The organism is Phyllobacterium sophorae (genome assembly GCF_003010965.1).
Lineage (GTDB): Bacteria > Pseudomonadota > Alphaproteobacteria > Rhizobiales > Rhizobiaceae > Phyllobacterium > Phyllobacterium sophorae.
Genome location: NZ_PGGM01000008.1, coordinates 224,538 through 242,392, shown reverse-complemented (window position 1 = coordinate 242,392; position 17,855 = coordinate 224,538). Strand labels below are relative to the sequence as shown.

Below are 17,855 nucleotides of genomic sequence, written 5' to 3'. Positions count from 1 at the left end.
CGCAAGCAGTCGCTTATTGGGGTCGGTTACACAGCAAATAACGGTGTCGCGGCGCAATGGTTCCTTCCGATTGCGCGCGCTATATCCTGACAGGAGGATCAAGGCGGCCTTTGCCGGCAAGCTCGACAAGAAAGGTTTTTCCGGCGTCAGGATCGGACCTGTGGACCCGTTCGCTCATCTCATGATAGGCCGTTGTCACGATAAGATTGGCCGTTTCCACGCCGACAAAGGCGGGACAGGAGGGTTGCCGGACCGGCATTGCTATGGAGCGTATGCGTTTTCCCGCCGGCGAATAGACGTCAACGCTCGATCGGCCCCAACAGGCGTTCCACAAATTGCCCTCGCCATCGACAACCGAGCCATCGACACCGCCCTTTTCCTTGTGTTGATAAAATAGTGCAGGCTCGGTGATGGGAAGCCCGGTCTCAGGGTCTGTATCGACACGCCAAATGATGTTCTTGCCGGTGTCGGCGAAATAAGCGATGCGTCCATCGGGGGAAAAGCTGATTGAGTTGGTAATCGATATGTCGCTGAAAAGCCTGCGCAATTCGCCTTGCCGATACCAATAGATCGAGCCAGCGCCCATCTCGCATTTTTTTCCCATCGTGCCGATCCAAAACGCTCCCGCGGGATGCACCCGCCCGTCATTGGAGCGTGTGGCAGGATTTTCCGCCTCGATCGGCTGGTGCATCGTGGTGTGACCGGTCTGGCGATCACGAATGAAGAGCCCGGTCTCGGTAGCGATGAGCTGTCGCTTTTCGTCAATAATGGCCAGAGCGCTGGCCATCTGTCCAAGGGTATGAATTTCAGCTTTGCCGCCGGCAAGCGGCTTTTCGAACAGCCGTCCGCTGACGATATCGAACCACCAGACGTTCTTGGTCAGAGGATCATAGCCCGGCCCTTCGCCCAATTCGCACGCCACATCATGAAAAATGCTGATCTTCGGCTCGTCCATCATAGGGTTCCGCTTGCGAAAACGCGATCATAGGCATCCACCGTTGCCTTTGCCCGGTCGCGGACAAAGGATGAAGAAGCGCCCACCTTGTATAGGCTCGAGCCGAGGCCGAATGTGCGCACGCCCACCTTGGCATAGGCAGCAAAGCCACTCTCGTCGACGCCGCCGACGGCGCCAATCACCGCGCCTTTCGGCAATACTGCGCTAATGGCCTTGATGCCGTCGGGGCCAAGAACGCTCGCCGGGAAGAACTTCAGGCCGGACGCACCGGCTTTCAGGGCAGTGAGCGCTTCGGTCGGGGTAAAGACGCCCGGCATCGTCACCATGCCCGCTTCAGCAGCGGCAGCCAGGACATTGACATCGACATTGGGGCTGATCATCAGACGCCCGCCGGCCGAATCCAGCCGCCCAATGTCGGCCGGATCGAGCACTGTGCCGGCACCAATCAGCACATAAGCTGGAAGTGTTTTGGCAAGCAATTCAATGGATTGGAACGGATCCGGCGAATTCAGCGGAACCTCGATCACCTCGATTCCTGCATTTACCAGTTCCTTGCCAATGGCCAGCACCTCGTCTGGTTTGACACCGCGCAGAATGGCGATGAGGTTGCGCTTCAGCGCCGGCCAGGGAGCCGAGATCTGTGTCATTTGGATCGTCCTTCGCTGGGCCAGATGCCGGATGCGGCGACGAACAGGCCTTTGCGTACGGCTTCGTCGGCATCGACAAAATCATGATCGAGGCCGGCAACCTCGAGCGCCCTGCCATAGAGCCCGGCCATGGCGCCGGACGCGACGAGGGTGACCTTGCCGTTCTGCCTTGCCTTCGCAGCAGCAATCTCCGCGCCAATGAGCAGACCCGACAACCGCGAAGCAGCGCCCACCGGTGGCAAATTGTCAAGCAGCATGGCCGCGCGGATGCCGAAGAGTTCGCCCAGCATTCTTTCGCCAGAAAACATCAGTCGGAGCGCTGCGGTGAACTGAGGATGGTCCGGCGAGGCAAAAGCAGCGGCCTCGCCAATCGAATGGCGCAGGATCGATTGCGAGGCGAGTAGCGCATAAAGCTCGCCCGTCAGGTAGGTGGAAAACGACTTGGCTCGACCGTCGACGAGCTCGACCCATTTGGAGTGGGTACCTGGCATCGCAATGATTCCATTGCTTAAATTCTTGGTGAGGATGGCACCGAGCAATTGCGTTTCCTCGCCGCGCATGACGTTCGGGGCGGTGCCCGACTGCGACAGGCCGGGGATGATCCGCACGTCACGCAAGATGGTTTCGATCTTTACCGTGCCCGAAAGGATCGCTTGCAGATCGGCCGGAACCGGCACGTAATTCGCTTCGACCCAGCCCTGCCGCGAACCCGCCATACCGCAGATGACAACCGGCAGGTCGGCAGGGGCTCCGAGTCCGGCAAGATGACTTTCCAACGTCGCGGCAAAGCCGCGGGCGCGGGAGGCATCCAGCCCGTCCTCGGAGCGCTTCTCCACCAGAACCTGACCGTTCCCGTCAACGAGCCAAAGGCGAAAACGGCTAGTTCCCCAATCACTTAATGCGTAGGCAGGCACGGTGCTCACAGATAGCCACCATCGACAATAAGCGTCTGGGCGCTAAGCATGCGGGCGGCGTCCGAGGCAAGGAACAGGCAGGGGCCAACCATGTCGCCGGGCTGAATTTCCTCACGCAGCACCTGCTTGTTGATATGGGTCTTGAGACCTTCTTCGGTCACCCAATGTTCGCGCTGGCGTGGCGTCATCACCCAACCCGGCGCAATGGCATTGACGCGGATCTTCTCTGGTCCCAGCCGTCCGGCCAACCCCTTGGTAAGTCCAATGATTCCAGATTTCGCCGCCGTATAGGAAGGCATATCGCCCTGGTTGATCATGAATGATGTCGAAGTGAAATTGATAATGGAACCGCCGCCTGCCTCACGCATTCCCGGCACGACAGCCTGCGCTGCGAAGAATTGCGGCCGCAGGTTGATGGCCTGGTTCCGGTCCCAGTATTCGACCGTCACATCGTCGATATCATGCCTGTCGTCCCAGGCCGCATTATTGACGAGGACGGTAATTGGTCCGTTCTTATCAATGGCTTGGGCGATGGCATTGCGCAGTAGCTCAACGTCGGTAATGTCTGCATTCAAATAGAATGGCCCGTTGCCGTATTGCTTTTCCAGCCGCCCTGCCAAGGCCTGCGAGGGTTTTTCGGCGATGTCGATGAAGGCGACGCGCGCGCCTTGGGCGATGAAGCCCTCGGTCAGTGCGGCGCCGATGCCGGAGCCGCCCCCGGTGATGAGGACGGAGCGGTCTTTCAGGTCCGGGAAGATTGCAGAAGGCATCATGGTGGTGGTCTCCCAGGATTAATAGGAGTTCCATTATATGGAACATAGTTTGACTATGCTGAATTGTCATACTAGAATGGAACAAGTCAAGATGTGACGCCTTTTTACAGCTTCACACAACTGAAAATTCTTGCGGAGGTTGTTAGAGTTGGGCCAGAATCGGCAGTCCTTCAGCAGGCATGGCGGACGGTTGCACGAGCGCTGCGCCGGACCTGCGATCCGTTCCAATGTAATGGGGGTGAACCGGTGCGGGAAGATCCGGGAGGCCGGGTCGTGAAAAAAAGCCTGCCCATCCGTGCGCAAAACGTCAGGGAACCGGCAGGAACGGGCACGCTCGGCAAGGCTATCGCCGTCCTTGATATCATCGCCGCTTCGTCCGGACCGCTGCGCTTTACCGACGTGCTTCAACTCACCAACCAGCCGCGTGGCACCCTGCACCGGCAGATCTCCAACCTGATCGAGGAAGGGCTGCTGACTGTCAACCGCGACCACTCCTATGAGCTCGGTTTGCGGCTGCTGCAGTTCGCTGCGAAGGCCTGGGCCAGCAACCGCTTCCGCACGATAGCCGAACCGCATCTGCACAGATTGCACGAGGCGACCGGCGAGACGGTCCATCTCGGTGTTCTGCGCAACACAGATGTGGTCTACGTCGACAAGATTGAAAGCCGGCAAAACATACGCATGGTTTCGCAGATCGGCAATACTGCGCCAGCCTGGTGTACCGGCGTCGGCAAGGCGGCGCTTTCCGCTCTGCCCGATGATGAATTGCGCGCGCGACTGGGTCGGATCAGTTTCCGGAAGTTTACGCCAAACACGCTCGCTGACCGCCAGGCTCTGCTTAGTGAAATCGAATTTATCCGCGCCGAGGGCAATGCCTATGACCGGGAAGAACATGAGACCGGTATCTGTTGCGTTGCGGCGCCAATTCATTCCGCTGACAGGCAGCTGATCGCGGGTATCTCGGTAACCGGCCCCGCCTATCGGATCACGCCTGACGTCCTCAGGTCCTGGGCTGGGATTACCCGCGTCGCTGCCGCCGCGATCATGGACGATATGGCAACGCAGCTTTCGCCCCGGAGCTGACAATCGTTGTGGATAAAACGATCAATTGCTGATGGTATAATCCGCATCCCGCGACTCTTCGACAACGAGTTCCGCATTGGGCATGTCATTTGACAAGGCGCGCTGTTGTGCCGAGCCGACATTATGGCCAAAGCCGAGCCAACGCTGCACCAGCCGGTTTTCCAGTTCGATCCGGTCCACATCAAGAAAAATTGTCACGTCGAAGAGCGGTGCCAGCCGGTCCCAGGGCGGCAGGTTGAGCAAAAGGTAATTGCCTTCGACCAAAAGAATGCGCTGGCTTGCCATGACGATACCCGCGCCGGCCCGTGCCAGATCAAGCTTGCGGTCGAACAACGGGATGACGACATCTTCGCTGGTGTCGCGCAGGCGCGTCAGGAGCACCTCGAAGCCGGCGCAGTCGAATGTCGGTGGCGAACCCTTGCGCTTGCGCAGGTTCCGCGCGTCGAGTATGGCATTGTCGAGGTGGAACCCATCCATCGGCACGACGGCTGCGGCAACCGGATCGCGGGCGTTGATGGCCGCGCAGAGCGTCGCGGCCACGGTGGATTTGCCGGCTCCCGGGGGGCCGGCTATGGCCACGATCAGCCGCTTGGTCTTCGCCGCGCGGGCCAGCAGCTCAGGCACCAGATCGTCGAGCGTGATCAACATACTGTTTTGCCGCGCCAATCAAGCAAGCCATTTGTCATAATCGGAGACGAGCAGGTGCAAGGGGGCCTCGTCCTCGTCGATCGAGGAGAAACGCCCGATCGGTTCGCGGAAGATATTGTCGGTCAGGTCATCATTGACCGTCGAGACTTCGCCGATCAGGACGTCACCGCCCTCGCCCCAGAATGCATGCCAGTTGCCCGGCAGCAGGGTGACGCTCTCACCCGGCTTGAGCTTCAACAGGCCGCCAGCCTTCTGGCGCACGATACGCCCATCGGTCGCCACCTCAACATCGGTCTTCTCATCGACGCTGCCGTCGGGATTGGAATTGAACAGCTCGAGGACGAGTGTGCCGCCGCCGCGATTGATGATGTCTTCCGCCTTGACGATATGGCGGTGCATCGGGGACAGCTGCCTCTCCCTCGAGATCATGATCTTCTCGGCATAGAGCATGCCGCCGCCCTTTTTCAGGTCTTGCTGATTACCGTTGCGGGTGGTGAAGAGGAACAAGCCAAGTTCATCGAACTTGCCCTGTCCGTAATCGGTGATGTCCCAGCCAAGACGCGCCTGAAGGATGGCCTTGGAATCGCTGGAGGTACGGGCCTTCAGTTCCTGCGGTGACCAATAGGCGAAAGGCGGCATGACATAGCCGAACGAGCGGATGAACTTGTCGCTCTCGCGGATGATCTCATTGACTTCGGAACGCTTCATTCTCACTCATTTCCTCTATGCGATGGATTGTGCCGGGGGGGTCTTGGCGCCGGTCATGAAGGCAACGGCATCCGACATCGTGTATTCCTTCGGATCGATCACGGTAAGGCGCTTGCCCAGCCGGTGAATGTGGATACGGTCCGCCACTTCGAACACGTGTGGCATATTGTGCGAGATCAGCACAATCGGCAATCCGCGTTTTTTCACATCCTGGATGAGTTCGAGGACACGGCGGGATTCCTTGACACCGAGCGCTGCCGTCGGCTCGTCCATGATGACGACCTTGGAACCGAAGGCGGCAGCACGCGCCACGGCAACGCCCTGACGCTGACCGCCGGAGAGCGTTTCCACCGCCTGGCCGATGTTCTGGATGGTCATCAGGCCAAGTTCAGTGAGCTTGTCGCGCGCCCGCTTTTCCATGGCCTTGCGATCAAGCATGCGGAACCAGGTGCCCATGATACCGGGCTTTCTGATCTCGCGGCCCAGGAACATATTGTCGGCGATGGACAGCGCAGGCGAGAGGGCGAGCGTCTGATAGACGGTCTCGATGCCGGCATCGCGCGCTTCCATGGGCGAGCGGAAATGCATCGGCTTGCCTTCGAGCGTCATCTCGCCTTCATCGGGATGAATGGCGCCGGAAATCGCTTTGATCAGGGAGGATTTCCCGGCGCCGTTGTCGCCGATCACCGCCAGCACTTCGCCGGGGTAGAGGTCGAAATCCGCGTGATCGAGAGCCGTGACACGTCCATAGCGTTTCACCAGGCCGCGAGCGGTGAGGATGGGTTCTCTTGACATCAGCCTGCTACCTTTCTGATCCACTGGTCGATGGCAACAGCCAGAATGATCAATACTCCGATGATAAGGTACGTCCATTGAACGTCTGTACCGTACATGCGCATGCCGAAGGAGAAGACGCCCACGATCAATGCACCAAAGAGCATGCCGAGAATGGAGCCACGTCCGCCAAAGAGCGACATGCCGCCGATCACCACTGCTGTAATGGATTCAATGTTGGCGAACTGACCGATTTGCGGAGAAACCGAACCATTGCGTCCGATCGAAGCCCAGCCGGCCAGGGCGCAGATGAGACCGGCCAGTACGTAAACCGTAATGAGAACCTTCTTGGTCCTGACGCCGGAAAGCTTCGCCGCTTCGGGATCATCGCCGATGGCATAGACATGACGGCCCCAGGCGGTGTGATTGAGCACATACCAAAGGATGGCGATGAGGACGAGCATGGCGAAGACACCATAGGTGAAGGTGGCCCCCCCGATATTGATCTTCTCGCCGAAGAACTGCAGCAGCCTTGCATTCGTCTCGATATCCTGGGCACGGATCGTCTCGTTGGCGGAATAGATGTAGGTCGTTGCCAGATAGATCTGCCAGGTGCCGAGGGTCACGATGAAGGGCGGCAACTTCAAATAGGCAATCAGCACGCCATTGATAAAGCCGCACAGCGCGCCGAGCGCCACGCCGCACAGGATCGCGAGTTCTACGGGCATGCCATAGCGGAACGTGAATTGACCCATGATGACGGACGTCAGCACCATGATGGCGCCAACGGAAAGGTCGATGCCCGCAGTCAGGACGACGAGCGTCTGCGCAGCGCCGACAATGCCGACGATGGCCACCTGTTGCAGGATGAGCGACAGTGCGAACGGCGTGAAGAAGCGCGAGCCGACAATGACGGCAAAGATGATCAGTGACAGCACCAGAACGATGAGCGGCACGGAAGCCGGACTGGAATGGAGGAAATGCCGGACCTTTTCAAGCGGGCTTCTCTCATGGGTGTCGAAACTGGCAACAGCCGTCGCGCTTTGTGAAAGCACGCGCTCGAACTCCTGCGCCGGCTCTGATGTTGTTTTGGTCTCTGTCATGGGTCAGCTCCCTGGGTCATTAACGCATGAGTTGAAATGATGCGAGGCTCTACAATCCGATAAAGTATGGAGAGAGGACGTTACACCGTCCTCTCCTCGCCTGCTAATATTTCTGTCAATCGGGCCAGATCAGCCCCAGCACTTGGCCGTGCCGGTCTTCACGTCGATGGATTCAAGGCCCGGCACCGGTTTGTCCGTGATCAGCGAGACGCCCGTGTCGAAGAAGCTCTTGCCTTCGGTCGGCTTGGGCTTTTCACCCGTGTCGGCGAACTTCTTGATCGCTTCGATACCCAGCGATGCCATCATCAGCGGATACTGCTGCGAGGTTGCGCCAATGACGCCGGCTTCGACGTTCTTCACGCCCGGGCAGCCGCCATCAACGGAAACGATGAGGACGTCCTTTTCCTTGCCAAAAGCCTTCAATGCCTCATAGGCACCGGCAGCGGCAGGCTCGTTGATCGTGTGAACGACGTTGATGCCCGGATCCTTCTGCAGAAGGTTTTCCATCGCCTTGCGTCCGCCTTCTTCATTGCCGTTGGTCACGTCATGGCCAACAATGCGCGGGTCCTTTTCGTCGCCGATCTTGTTGATGTCGACGACGTCAATGCCAAAGCCCTTCATGAAGCCCTGGTCGCGCAGAACATCAACGGTTGGCTGTGACGGTAGGAGGTCGAGGAATGCAATCTTGGCGTCCTTTGCCTTGTCGCCAAGGGTTCCGGCAGCCCATTTGCCAATCAACTCGCCGGCAAGCAGATTGTCGGTGGCGAATGTCGCATCGGCCGCATCGGCTGGATCGAGCGGCGTGTCGAGAGCGATGACCAGGAGACCCGCATCGCGTGCCTGCTTGACCGAGGAGACAATGCCGGCCGTGTCGGATGCGGTGATCAGGATACCCTTGGCGCCATCGGCGATGCAGGTTTCGATGGCGGCAACCTGGCTTTCGCTGTCGCCGTCGATCTTGCCGGCATAGGTCTTCAGCTCAACACCGAGCTCCTTGGACTTGGCAAGGGCACCCTCTTTCATCTTGACGAAGAAGGGGTTGGTGTCGGTCTTGGTGATCAGGCAGGCGCCCACACCGGCAGCCTGCGCCGGAGCGGCAAATGCGGCAACTGCCACAGCGGCAGCACCCAAAACAGTCGATTTCAGATAGAAACTTCTACGCATGTCACTTCCTCCCTATAAATCGCGCCAATGCGCGACGGGCCGACGACGGTCGTACCCTGGTTCAGCGTTGAACATCTCGGACAGTTATCCTCCCGGCCAAGTGTTGGACCCTAGCAAATACCACTGTTTGCAACCTGTCAACATTAATAAATCACTCTGATTTAATATTGACAGCTTTGCCGGATATCTCCATTGTCAGCGGATTGTTGGAGGAGTCCCATTTGGGCATTCGAGTTTCGGAGCGCAGCGGCACGGGAGGAACCAGGCCGACGCTCCATCACGGTACAAACCAGAGCGGCATGCGCGACCACAACGAGCGTGTGGTCCTGTCACTGTTGCGCCAGCATGGCAGTCTCGCCAAGACGGCGATCGCCCGCATGACGGGACTTTCGGCGCAGACAAGCTCGATCATCATGCGCATGCTGGAAGCCGATGAGCTGCTGTCACGCGAGGAACCATTGCGCGGCCGTATCGGCCAGCCGCTCATTCCGATGTCGCTCAATCCTGAGGGTGCCTTCTTCCTTGGCCTGAAGATCGGGCGCCGCAGCGCCGATCTGGTGCTGATTGATTTTCTCGGTCAGATCCGTTCCATGCTGCACGTGCCGTATGACTATCCGGCGCCGGAACCGATCTTCCGCTTTGCGAAGGAGGGTATTGCGCAGATGATGCGCGGACTGACCAAGAAGCAGCGCGACAGGATTTCCGGAATTGGCATTGCCGCGCCGTTTGAACTGTGGAAATGGGCCGATACGGTCGGAGCGCCCCAGGAGATCATGGACCAGTGGCGCGGTTGCGATATCCGCGCGCGGGTCACTGCGCTGTGCCCGTTTCCGGTCTATCTTCAAAATGACATGACGGCCGCCTGCGGCGCCGAACTGGTGTTCGGCCAGACCAAGGACGTCAATGATTTTGTCTATTTCTACATAGGCTCGTTCATCGGCGGTGGCATCGTCATCAATGGCAGCCTCTATGCGGGACGCAGCGGCAATGCCGGAGCGCTGGGTTCGATGCCGGTGCCGGGACCAGGTGGCGCCGCGCGGCAGCTGATCGACATCGCCTCGATCACCGCGCTCGAGAGGGTCGTGACCGAATTGGGGCGGGATCCTTCGCCGCTTTGGGCCTCGCCTGAGGACTGGGGCGTCATGGGCGCCGAGCTGGAGGATTGGATCGACACCGCCGGCAAGGCGATCGCGCAAGCGGTTGTCGCTTCGTCTTCCGTCGTGGACTTCGAGGCCGCCATCATCGATGGCTGGATGCCGGTCAGCGTGCGCGCGTGTATCGTCGAAGCAGTCCGCAAGCATGTCGAGACATTCGATCTTGAAGGCATCGAACTGCCCGCCATCCTCGAAGGAACGGTGGGCATTCACGCCCGGGCGCTGGGGGCAGCCAGCCTGCCGCTATCCGACCGCTTTCTGCTTGGACAGAAGATTTTCAGGAAGGTTGACTAGTCATGTTGATTGGAATTCCCGCGATGCTGGGGCCGGAGCTGCTGGCGACGCTGCGCGCCATGGGCCACGGCGACGAGATCGCCCTGGTCGATGGCAATTACCCGGCGCTGGAACATGCAAGGCGGCTGATCCGTGCCGATGGGCTGCCGCTCATCCCGCTGCTCGATGCCATATTGCAAGTACTGCCAGTCGATGATTTCGTGCCGGAAGCCCTATTCCGCGCGTCGGTTAAAGGTAATCCATCGCTTACCGATCCCGTGCATGAGGAGATGGAAGCGGTCTGCTCCCGGCGGGCGCCGGATTACGCGCTGGTTGCGCTTGACGGGAATGCGTTCTATGCGCGTGTGAAAAATGCCCATACCATTGTTGCGACAAGCGAGCCGCGGCTCTATGCCAATATTATCATCCGCAAGGGTGTCGTATATCCTGAGAAAGATTGATCAATGATTTTATGTTGTGGTGAAGCCCTCATCGATATGCTGCAGCGCAAGAGCGAGGCCGGGGAACCCGCATTTGCGCCCTATGTCGGCGGTGCCGTGTTCAATACGGCGATTGCTCTTGGACGGCTCGGCGTTCCGACCGAGTTTTTTTCGGGAATTTCTTCCGATTTCTTCGGCCAGATGCTGCTCGACAGCCTTACCGCCAATCATGTCGGCACCCGCTATGCGCATATTTCTCCGCAGCCGACGACGCTGGCCTTCGTGCGCCTGACCGATGGGCAGGCCAGCTATATGTTCTACGACGAGAACAGCGCCGGGCGTTCGCTCGCGATCGAACACCTGCCCGAACTCGGCGACAATGTCACGGCGCTGCAGTTCGGCGCCATCAGCCTGATACCGGAACCCTGCGGCTCGACCTATGAGGCGCTGATGGCGCGCGAGCACGAAAAGCGCGTGATCATCCTCGACCCGAATATCCGGCCGGGATTCATTCCCGACAAGGAAAAGCATCTCGCCCGCATGCGCCGTATGATCGCCATGACCGATATCGTCAAGATTTCCGATGAGGACATGCGCTGGTTCGGCGAAAGCGGGACCATGGACGAGATTGCACGGCGCTGGATTGTCCCCGCTGGGAAGCAGGGACCGAAGTTCATTCTCGTTACCCACGGCGCCGATGGTGTGACGGGCTATACCGCAGATCTCACCGTCCATGTCGCGGCCCAGAAAGTGCCGGTTGTCGATACGGTCGGCGCCGGCGATACGTTTACCGCCGGTGTGCTGGCATGCCTTGAGGAGGGCGGGCTATTGACGAAGGCCGCGCTCACCGCGCTGACCGGGGCGCAGATCAGCGATGCGCTCCTGCTCGGCGTGAAGGCCGCCGCAGTGACTGTTTCGCGGGCTGGTGCAAATCCACCCTGGCGTTCCGAGCTGGGGTAGACGCCGTCGGCCGACTCAAGCCACTTCGATGTCGGTGTAGGGGAAGTCATTGCCTTTGAGCAACAGCGGCATATTGTGTGCCTTCGCGCACGCATAGGCAAAACAATCGCCCATATTGAGACTGGCCTTGTGGCGGCCCCGGCCAAACGTGTTGAATGCGTTGACGGCATGCCGGCCAATCTCGGCAGTTATATCAATGATCTGGGCATCCGTCTGTTCGATGAATATATCGACCGATCGTTCGGCTACCTCCATCGGTGAAGCGCGCTTGCGGGCAAGACCAGCCACAGTTTCAAAAATAACCACCGGCGATATGTAGATGGGCGAAGCTTGAGTCATCCGTGCGGAAAGGACAACAGCGTCCTCTTCGCCATCGATGATAGAAATGACCGCTGATGCATTCACGAATATCATTCGTTACCCGAAAGGTTGTCGAAGAAGGCTTTGTCTGCTTCCAGGCCAGTCTTTGGGTAGCTCCCGTATTCTTCAAAAAATTTTCGCGAGCTTTTCGTGCATTGGAGTTTCTCTCCTGGCACGCTCATATTCATGCACAACTGCTTCGCGAATAGCTTCGGTGAGACTGGTATTTTTCAGTTTTGCCAGCCGTCGCACTGCCTCATCAGTCGCCTTGTCTTTCACAGAAAAGGCCATTCTATAGCTCCGCGTCTATACGTCGATACGGGATTGTCTATGAAATGAACGCTTTCCTTACAGAATGCTAAGGCAGCTCACTCCAGATCGAAAGCCGCAGCCATCAGCGTCTTGGTATAGGCCTGGTGCGGGGAATCGAAGATTTCCTCGGTGGGGCCTTCCTCGACGATCTTGCCGTTCTTCATCACGATCACATAGTCCGACATCGCCTTGATCACCGCGAGATCGTGGCTGATGAAGATATAGGAAAGACCGTGCTTCGCCTGCAGGTCGCGCAGAAGCTCGATCACCTGCCCCTGCACGGAACGGTCCAGTGCCGATGTGGGTTCATCGAGAATGACCACCTTCGGCTTCAGGATCACTGCGCGGGCGATGGCGATACGCTGGCGCTGACCGCCGGAGAACTCATGCGGGTAGCGATTGCGCGCGGCCGGATCAAGTCCGACTTCCTTCAGCGCTGCTATGGCTCGCTTGTCGCGATCAGCGCGTGATAGTTGCGGTTCGTGAATGAGCAGGCCCTCGGTGATGATCTCGCCCACGGTCTGGCGCGGCGACAGCGAGCCGTACGGGTCCTGGAAGACGAGCTGCAACTCCTTGCGCAGCGGCCGCATGGCGGAGCGATCGAAGTTCGATATGTTCTTGTCGGCAAAATGATAGTGGCCGCTGCTGGGCAGGAGCCGCAGCAGTGCCCGGCCAAGCGTCGATTTGCCGGAGCCGGATTCGCCGACGATGCCGATGGTCTGACCCTTTTTCAGCCGGACGCTGACGCCGTCGACAGCGCGGAAGGATGTGTTGGAACCGAAGAAGAAACCGCCACCTATGGCGAAATCCACCGAGACGTTGCGGCCTTCGAGGATGATGGGCGCAGTGTCTGCCGGTGGCTCCTTGATGCCGCTCGGTTCGGCGGCCAGAAGCATTTTTGTATAGTCTTCCTTCGGCTGTTCGAAAATCTCCTTGATGCTCCCTTTTTCCACCACCTCGCCGCGGCGCATGACGACCACGCGATCGGCAAAATGCTTGACGATCCCAAGATCGTGGGTGATGAGCACGACAGCCATACCGAAACGTTGTTGGAGCGAGCGCAAGAGATCGAGAATCTGCGCCTGGATCGTCACGTCGAGCGCGGTCGTCGGCTCATCCGCGATCAGCAGATCCGGTTCGTTGGCCAGTGCCATGGCGATCATGACACGCTGGCGTTGGCCGCCTGACATTTCATGCGGATAGGAGTTCATGCGGCGCTCGGGTTCGGGAATGCCGACGAGCTTGAGCAGTTCGAGAACGCGCACCTTGGCCTGCTTGAAGGTCATGCCCTTGTGATGAACGAGCGGTTCGGCGATTTGCCGGCCGATCGTATAGAGCGGATCAAGCGAGGTCATCGGCTCCTGGAAGATCATGGTGATCTTCGAGCCGCGCACTTCGTTGAGGCCCTTGACCGGCAGCCCGACCAGCTCCTTGCCGCGATACCGCGCCGAACCCGCAACCCTGCCATTGTTGGCGAGCAGCCCCATGATACCCATCATGGTCTGGCTCTTGCCGGAGCCGGATTCGCCGACGACGGCGAGCGTTTCGCCTGGCTTCACATCGAGGTCGATACCCTTGACGGCGTTCACATCGCCGTCCGGGGTGGTGAAGTCGACTTTCAGTCCGCGCACGGACAAAACGTTTTCGTTGGTGCCCATTGAATCGGCAGTCATGTCAGCGGTCCTTGGGGTCGAGTGCGTCGCGCAGTCCATCGCCGATGAAATTGAGCGAGAACAGCGTGACGACGAAAAAGATGGCCGGGAAGATCAGCAGCCAGGGAGCGGATTGCATCTTGTTGGCGCCTTCGGAAATCAGCGCCCCCCAGCTGGTCAGCGGTGCCTGAACACCAAGACCAAGGAAGGAGAGAAAACTTTCCAGAAGAATGACCTTTGGCACGACCACGGTGACGAACACGATAACCGGCCCGATGGTATTGGGGATGATATGGCGGCGGATAATCTGCCAGTCGGTCAGGCCAAGGGCCTGCGCGGCGCCGATGAATTCACGGCGTTTCAAAGCCAAGGTCTGGCCACGCACGATACGGGCCATGTCGAGCCATTCCACCGCGCCGATGACCAGAAAAATCAGGATGAAGCTGCGGCCGAAGAATACGACCAGCACCACAACGAGGAAGACGAAGGGCAGCGAATAGAGGATTTCGACGAGGCGCATCATGACATTGTCGATGCGACCGCCAATATAGCCGGAGATCGCACCATAGGTCACGCCGACCGCCAACGAAACGAGACTGGCGAGAAAGCCGACGGCGAGCGAAATCTGCCCGCCCAGCATGATGCGGGCGAGCATATCACGGCCGTTGGCATCGGTGCCGAAGGGGAAATATTCGCGGTGAACTTCACCGGTGAGTTTCAGCGTCCTGCCATCCTCTTCAGTGGCGGTAACCTGTGTGTTATCAAACTCGTTGGCGCGGTCGAAATAACGGGTCGAGCGCGGGTCGATTGGCTGGTCCGAGTGGATGGTTGCGGTGAAGCTGTCGTCCTCAACCGCAAAGTCACGCAGCTCGACGCGGGCGCGATCTGCAACTCCCTTCATCACGTCACCCAAGGTTTCCGCCTTGGGAAGCGGTTCGAGGCTTGGCGGGACTGTCACATAGGATGGGAACACCTGATCATAGCTATGACTGATGACGTACGGACCGAAGAACGAAAAAATAGTGATGAGCGTGAGCATCACGATGCCGCTCATCGCGGCACGATTGCGGCGGAAGCGGATCACGGCGAGCTGGAACAGGCTGCGCCCTTTGGATTCTTCCGGTGGAATGAGGGTCGTGGGGATATCGGTCAGGTCAGTCATGACGAACCCTCGGATCAAGAAGGCCGTAGAGAATATCGACCACAAGATTGAAAACGATGACGAAGATCGCCACGAGAACCACCGTTCCCATGACGAGCGTATAGTCACGGTTGATTGCGCCGAGCACGAAATATCTGCCGACGCCGGGGATGGTGAAGATGGATTCGACCACGGCCGAACCGGTCAGCAGGGCCGCAGCGCAAGGTGCAAGATAGGATACAACCGGCAGCAGCGCCCCGCGCATGGCGTGGGTAATGACCACGGCGCGTTGTGGCAGGCCATAGGCTTTCGCGGTTCGGATATGGTCGGCATGCAGGGCTTCGATCATCGAACCGCGCGTCAGGCGGGCGAACACCGCCAGCTGCGGCAGTGCCAGCGTGATGACCGGCAGGATCAGGAATTTCAACGATCCGTCGCCCCACCCGCCCGCGGGTACCCACGACAGCAACAGGGCGAAGATCAACGTCAAAATCGGCCCGACCACGAAATTCGGCACGGTCACGCCGGTCGTGGCCACGGACATGACAAGAAAATCGAGAAAGGAGTTTTGCCGCAGGGCCGCGAGTGTGCCGACAAGGACGCCGCCAATCAGAGCGAGCAGTAACGCATAGGTGCCGAGCTGGACCGAGTAGGGCAGACCCTTGCCGATCAGCTCAGCAATCGTGTTGTCCTTGTAAATATAGCTTGGACCGAAATCGCCGGTCACGGCATTCTTCAGGTACTGGATGTACTGGTTCCACAGGGGCTGATCGAGATGGTAGGCCTTCATCAGGTTTTCCATCGTCGCCGGGGGCAGCGGTCTTTCCAGATTGAAGGGCCCGCCCGGTGCAAACCGCATCAGGAAGAAGGAGATGGTGACGACGATAAACAAGGTCGGCACTGCACTCGCCAGTCTGCGAAGAACAAATTGAAACATGGCATCACTCTCTCAAATCTAGCGCGCAACCGGCAATCGGCTTGCGCGCTGCGTACTTATTCGGCCACGCTCAGATACTTGCTGAGATGGTCGTTGGATCCATTGTCCTGCCAGCCCTTGACCTTGCTCGACACAAGCCAGAGCTGCCCGAAGTTCATCATGGGCGCGATCGGCTGGTCGCGCAGAACGATGGCTTCTGCTTCGTGCATGATCTTCGCGCGGGCGGCCGGATCCTTCTCGTTGTAGGATTTCTCCACAAGCGCGTCGTATTCCGGATTGTCATAGCGGCCGTAGTTGAAGACAGGGTTCTTCTTCAGATTGATGGCGAGGAAATTTTCCGCATCGGCGTAGTCGGCCGTCCAGCCGGCACGGGCAGCATTGAATTTGCCGCCCTCCTTCAGGTAGGCGTAGTGAGCGCTGATATCGTTCTGCAGCAGCGTGACATTGGCGCCGAATGTCTTCTTCCACATGTCCGCGACGGCGATGGCGACGCGCTCATGATTGGGATTGGTGTTATAGCGGATTTCAATGTTCAGCGGTTTGCCACCTTCGCCGTAGCCCGCTTCCTTCATGAGCTCGATGGCCTTGTCCTCGCGGTCGAGCTGGGACCAGTCGGCGAAATCGGGCTTGGCAGGTTCGCCATAGGTGGCGATACCAAGCGGTATCAGCGAATAGGCGGGCAACTGCGCGCCGCTATAGATTTCCTTCGACAGGAAATCACGGTCGATAGCCATGGAAAGCGCCCGCCGCACGCGGACGTCGCTGAATGGCTCAACGCGCGTATCGAACGAATAGAAGTAGGTGGAAAGCGCTGCATTCACACGAACTTCATCGCCATGCGACGCGCGCAGCCGCTCGATCTGATCGGCGGAGAAATTATAGACAAGTTGCAGTTCGCCCGCCTCGAAGCGCCGCACGGCCGCGGCCTGGTCTTCGGACGGGTAGAAAATCACCTTGTCGAGCTTGACGTTGGCGGCGTCCCAGTAGTCAGGATTCTTGACCGCAGTCAGGTGATCGTTCTGGACATGCTCGGAAAGTTCGAACGCCCCGTTGGAGACGAGTTTGCCGGGCTTGATAAAGTCCGCACCGTTTTTTTCAAAGCTGGCCTCGTTGACCGGGAGAGCCGTCTGGTGGGCCAACAATTCGACAAAGAAAGGGGTCGGGCGTTCAAGCGCAATTTCGAGGGTCTTGGCATCGATTGCCTTGACCGCGAGCTGATCGACTGGCAGTTCGCCCTTGTTGACCTTCTCCGCATTCTTGATCGGGTAGAGAATATTGGCGTAGCCGGCCGCTGTCTTCGGATCTTCGACGCGCCGCATCGAAAATACAAAATCTTCGGCCGTTACCGGTGATCCGTCCGACCAGTTTGCCTTGTCGTGAAGCTTGAATGTGTAGACCGTGCCGTCGTCCGACACTGTCCAGCTCTCAGCCGCACCTGGCACGATCTTGCCGGCGGCGTCATAGGCAGTGAGACCCTCGTACAGATCCTTCAGGATGAACGCTTCGATTTCGAGCGATGTCTGGGATGGATCGAGGGTCTGTGGTTCGCCGCTATTGCCACGATGCAAGACAGCTTCCGCAAGTGCGGGACACGCACCGATGAGCAGTGATCCCAATAGAATTGCGGCGCTCAAATTATGCTGCATGAAGGTCATTCCCTTCAATCCTCTCATCCGTATGAACCATCCGGCATAACCCGGATTATCGCTTAATTACATCGGCAGGCTGCACGGCATCTTACACCAGTTAACGACGTGCAGCTGATTGAAACTGCTAACGGCAAAGCATTGCGCTGCCCTCTTGAAGCAGGGCGGCGGGCTAGCCGTTGCAAATTGTGCTGTCGGGAAAGTGTCGCAT

At 58.7% G+C, this 17,855-nt stretch carries 19 protein-coding genes; 4 read left to right on the top strand and 15 right to left on the bottom strand.

Going from position 1 to position 17,855, the window contains the following annotated elements:
* Window positions 1-79 precede the first annotated feature (79 nt).
* The 4 genes from CU103_RS18300 to CU103_RS18285 are packed head-to-tail and all read right to left on the bottom strand — an operon-like array spanning window position 80 to window position 3,289.
* Window positions 80-955, bottom strand: a complete 876-nt coding sequence (locus tag CU103_RS18300; protein ID WP_106665464.1) for an SMP-30/gluconolactonase/LRE family protein — start codon at window positions 953-955, stop codon at window positions 80-82.
* Window positions 955-1,602 (bottom strand): 2-dehydro-3-deoxy-6-phosphogalactonate aldolase, encoded by a 648-nt coding sequence (locus tag CU103_RS18295; RefSeq protein ID WP_106665463.1) that lies wholly within the window; start codon window positions 1,600-1,602, stop codon window positions 955-957. Before CU103_RS18295 ends, CU103_RS18300 begins: the two co-directional genes overlap by 1 nt.
* A complete protein-coding gene (locus tag CU103_RS18290) occupies window positions 1,599-2,525 on the bottom strand; it encodes a 2-dehydro-3-deoxygalactonokinase (RefSeq protein WP_106665462.1) in 927 nt (308 codons plus the stop codon). The genes CU103_RS18295 and CU103_RS18290 overlap by 4 nt, the downstream gene beginning before the upstream one ends.
* A complete protein-coding gene (locus CU103_RS18285) occupies window positions 2,522-3,289 on the bottom strand; it encodes an SDR family NAD(P)-dependent oxidoreductase (RefSeq protein WP_106665461.1) in 768 nt (255 codons plus the stop codon). Before CU103_RS18285 ends, CU103_RS18290 begins: the two co-directional genes overlap by 4 nt.
* A gap of 273 nt (window positions 3,290-3,562) precedes the next feature.
* Between CU103_RS18285 and CU103_RS18280 the strand changes: the two genes are divergently transcribed.
* Window positions 3,563-4,372, top strand: a complete 810-nt coding sequence (locus CU103_RS18280) for an IclR family transcriptional regulator (RefSeq protein ID WP_245448874.1) — start codon at window positions 3,563-3,565, stop codon at window positions 4,370-4,372.
* 21 nt (window positions 4,373-4,393) lie between these two features.
* Here CU103_RS18280 and CU103_RS18275 read toward each other — a convergent pair whose 3' ends face one another.
* The 5 genes from CU103_RS18275 to CU103_RS18255 all read right to left on the bottom strand — a co-directional run bounded on the left by CU103_RS18275 (window position 4,394) and on the right by CU103_RS18255 (window position 8,751).
* On the bottom strand, window positions 4,394-5,020 hold the full coding sequence (locus CU103_RS18275) for a nucleoside triphosphate hydrolase (protein ID WP_106665460.1): 627 nt from the start codon (window positions 5,018-5,020) through the stop codon (window positions 4,394-4,396).
* An 18-nt stretch (window positions 5,021-5,038) separates the two neighbouring features.
* Window positions 5,039-5,728: a D-lyxose/D-mannose family sugar isomerase gene (locus CU103_RS18270; RefSeq protein ID WP_106665459.1), complete on the bottom strand. Its 690-nt coding sequence runs from the start codon at window positions 5,726-5,728 to the stop codon at window positions 5,039-5,041.
* Window positions 5,729-5,743: 15 nt separating this feature from the next.
* Window positions 5,744-6,523, bottom strand: a complete 780-nt coding sequence (locus tag CU103_RS18265; RefSeq protein WP_106665458.1) for an ATP-binding cassette domain-containing protein — start codon at window positions 6,521-6,523, stop codon at window positions 5,744-5,746.
* Entirely contained in the window at window positions 6,523-7,605 is a 1,083-nt protein-coding gene (locus CU103_RS18260) for an ABC transporter permease (protein ID WP_106665457.1), read from the bottom strand. Before CU103_RS18260 ends, CU103_RS18265 begins: the two co-directional genes overlap by 1 nt.
* Before the next feature lie 129 nt (window positions 7,606-7,734).
* Window positions 7,735-8,751 (bottom strand): sugar ABC transporter substrate-binding protein, encoded by a 1,017-nt coding sequence (locus CU103_RS18255; RefSeq protein ID WP_106665514.1) that lies wholly within the window; start codon window positions 8,749-8,751, stop codon window positions 7,735-7,737.
* A gap of 317 nt (window positions 8,752-9,068) precedes the next feature.
* Here CU103_RS18255 and CU103_RS18250 point away from each other — a divergent pair, with 317 nt between their 5' ends.
* The 3 genes from CU103_RS18250 to CU103_RS18240 are packed head-to-tail and all read left to right on the top strand — an operon-like array spanning window position 9,069 to window position 11,596.
* Window positions 9,069-10,217 (top strand): ROK family transcriptional regulator, encoded by a 1,149-nt coding sequence (locus CU103_RS18250; RefSeq protein WP_106665513.1) that lies wholly within the window; start codon window positions 9,069-9,071, stop codon window positions 10,215-10,217.
* A 2-nt stretch (window positions 10,218-10,219) separates the two neighbouring features.
* Window positions 10,220-10,657 carry an RbsD/FucU family protein gene (locus CU103_RS18245; RefSeq protein WP_106665456.1) on the top strand — a complete coding sequence of 146 codons (438 nt, stop codon included), beginning with the start codon at window positions 10,220-10,222 and terminating at the stop codon, window positions 10,655-10,657.
* A 3-nt stretch (window positions 10,658-10,660) separates the two neighbouring features.
* Window positions 10,661-11,596, top strand: a complete 936-nt coding sequence (locus CU103_RS18240; RefSeq protein ID WP_106665455.1) for a carbohydrate kinase family protein — start codon at window positions 10,661-10,663, stop codon at window positions 11,594-11,596.
* Window positions 11,597-11,611: 15 nt separating this feature from the next.
* Here CU103_RS18240 and CU103_RS18235 read toward each other — a convergent pair whose 3' ends face one another.
* The 6 genes from CU103_RS18235 to CU103_RS18210 all read right to left on the bottom strand — a co-directional run bounded on the left by CU103_RS18235 (window position 11,612) and on the right by CU103_RS18210 (window position 17,653).
* Window positions 11,612-12,010 (bottom strand): type II toxin-antitoxin system VapC family toxin, encoded by a 399-nt coding sequence (locus CU103_RS18235; protein WP_245448872.1) that lies wholly within the window; start codon window positions 12,008-12,010, stop codon window positions 11,612-11,614.
* A 72-nt stretch (window positions 12,011-12,082) separates the two neighbouring features.
* Entirely contained in the window at window positions 12,083-12,247 is a 165-nt protein-coding gene (locus tag CU103_RS18230; RefSeq protein WP_245448870.1) for a type II toxin-antitoxin system VapB family antitoxin, read from the bottom strand.
* Between the two features lie 77 nt (window positions 12,248-12,324).
* The gene (locus CU103_RS18225; protein WP_245448868.1) at window positions 12,325-13,941 is read right to left on the bottom strand and encodes an ABC transporter ATP-binding protein; all 1,617 of its coding nucleotides are present in this window, start codon (window positions 13,939-13,941) and stop codon (window positions 12,325-12,327) included.
* A gap of 1 nt (window position 13,942) precedes the next feature.
* Entirely contained in the window at window positions 13,943-15,082 is a 1,140-nt protein-coding gene (locus CU103_RS18220) for an ABC transporter permease (protein WP_106665454.1), read from the bottom strand.
* Window positions 15,075-15,998: an oligopeptide ABC transporter permease OppB gene (gene oppB / locus CU103_RS18215; RefSeq protein ID WP_106665453.1), complete on the bottom strand. Its 924-nt coding sequence runs from the start codon at window positions 15,996-15,998 to the stop codon at window positions 15,075-15,077. The genes CU103_RS18220 and oppB overlap by 8 nt, the downstream gene beginning before the upstream one ends.
* A 56-nt stretch (window positions 15,999-16,054) precedes the next feature.
* Entirely contained in the window at window positions 16,055-17,653 is a 1,599-nt protein-coding gene (locus CU103_RS18210) for a peptide ABC transporter substrate-binding protein (protein WP_106665452.1), read from the bottom strand.
* Window positions 17,654-17,855 lie beyond the last annotated feature (202 nt).

Coding starts and splice junctions, on each gene's coding strand:
- CU103_RS18245 (WP_106665456.1), top strand. CDS start 10,220: ATGTTGATTGGAATTCCCGCGATGCTGGGGCCGGAGCTGCTGGCGACG.
- CU103_RS18265 (WP_106665458.1), bottom strand. CDS start 6,523: ATGTCAAGAGAACCCATCCTCACCGCTCGCGGCCTGGTGAAACGCTAT.
- oppB (WP_106665453.1), bottom strand. CDS start 15,998: ATGTTTCAATTTGTTCTTCGCAGACTGGCGAGTGCAGTGCCGACCTTG.
- CU103_RS18250 (WP_106665513.1), top strand. CDS start 9,069: ATGCGCGACCACAACGAGCGTGTGGTCCTGTCACTGTTGCGCCAGCAT.
- CU103_RS18220 (WP_106665454.1), bottom strand. CDS start 15,082: ATGACTGACCTGACCGATATCCCCACGACCCTCATTCCACCGGAAGAA.
- CU103_RS18300 (WP_106665464.1), bottom strand. CDS start 955: ATGGACGAGCCGAAGATCAGCATTTTTCATGATGTGGCGTGCGAATTG.
- CU103_RS18230 (WP_245448870.1), bottom strand. CDS start 12,247: ATGGCCTTTTCTGTGAAAGACAAGGCGACTGATGAGGCAGTGCGACGG.
- CU103_RS18260 (WP_106665457.1), bottom strand. CDS start 7,605: ATGACAGAGACCAAAACAACATCAGAGCCGGCGCAGGAGTTCGAGCGC.
- CU103_RS18225 (WP_245448868.1), bottom strand. CDS start 13,941: ATGACTGCCGATTCAATGGGCACCAACGAAAACGTTTTGTCCGTGCGC.
- CU103_RS18285 (WP_106665461.1), bottom strand. CDS start 3,289: ATGATGCCTTCTGCAATCTTCCCGGACCTGAAAGACCGCTCCGTCCTC.
- CU103_RS18270 (WP_106665459.1), bottom strand. CDS start 5,728: ATGAAGCGTTCCGAAGTCAATGAGATCATCCGCGAGAGCGACAAGTTC.
- CU103_RS18210 (WP_106665452.1), bottom strand. CDS start 17,653: ATGACCTTCATGCAGCATAATTTGAGCGCCGCAATTCTATTGGGATCA.
- CU103_RS18235 (WP_245448872.1), bottom strand. CDS start 12,010: ATGATATTCGTGAATGCATCAGCGGTCATTTCTATCATCGATGGCGAA.
- CU103_RS18295 (WP_106665463.1), bottom strand. CDS start 1,602: ATGACACAGATCTCGGCTCCCTGGCCGGCGCTGAAGCGCAACCTCATC.
- CU103_RS18275 (WP_106665460.1), bottom strand. CDS start 5,020: ATGTTGATCACGCTCGACGATCTGGTGCCTGAGCTGCTGGCCCGCGCG.
- CU103_RS18240 (WP_106665455.1), top strand. CDS start 10,661: ATGATTTTATGTTGTGGTGAAGCCCTCATCGATATGCTGCAGCGCAAG.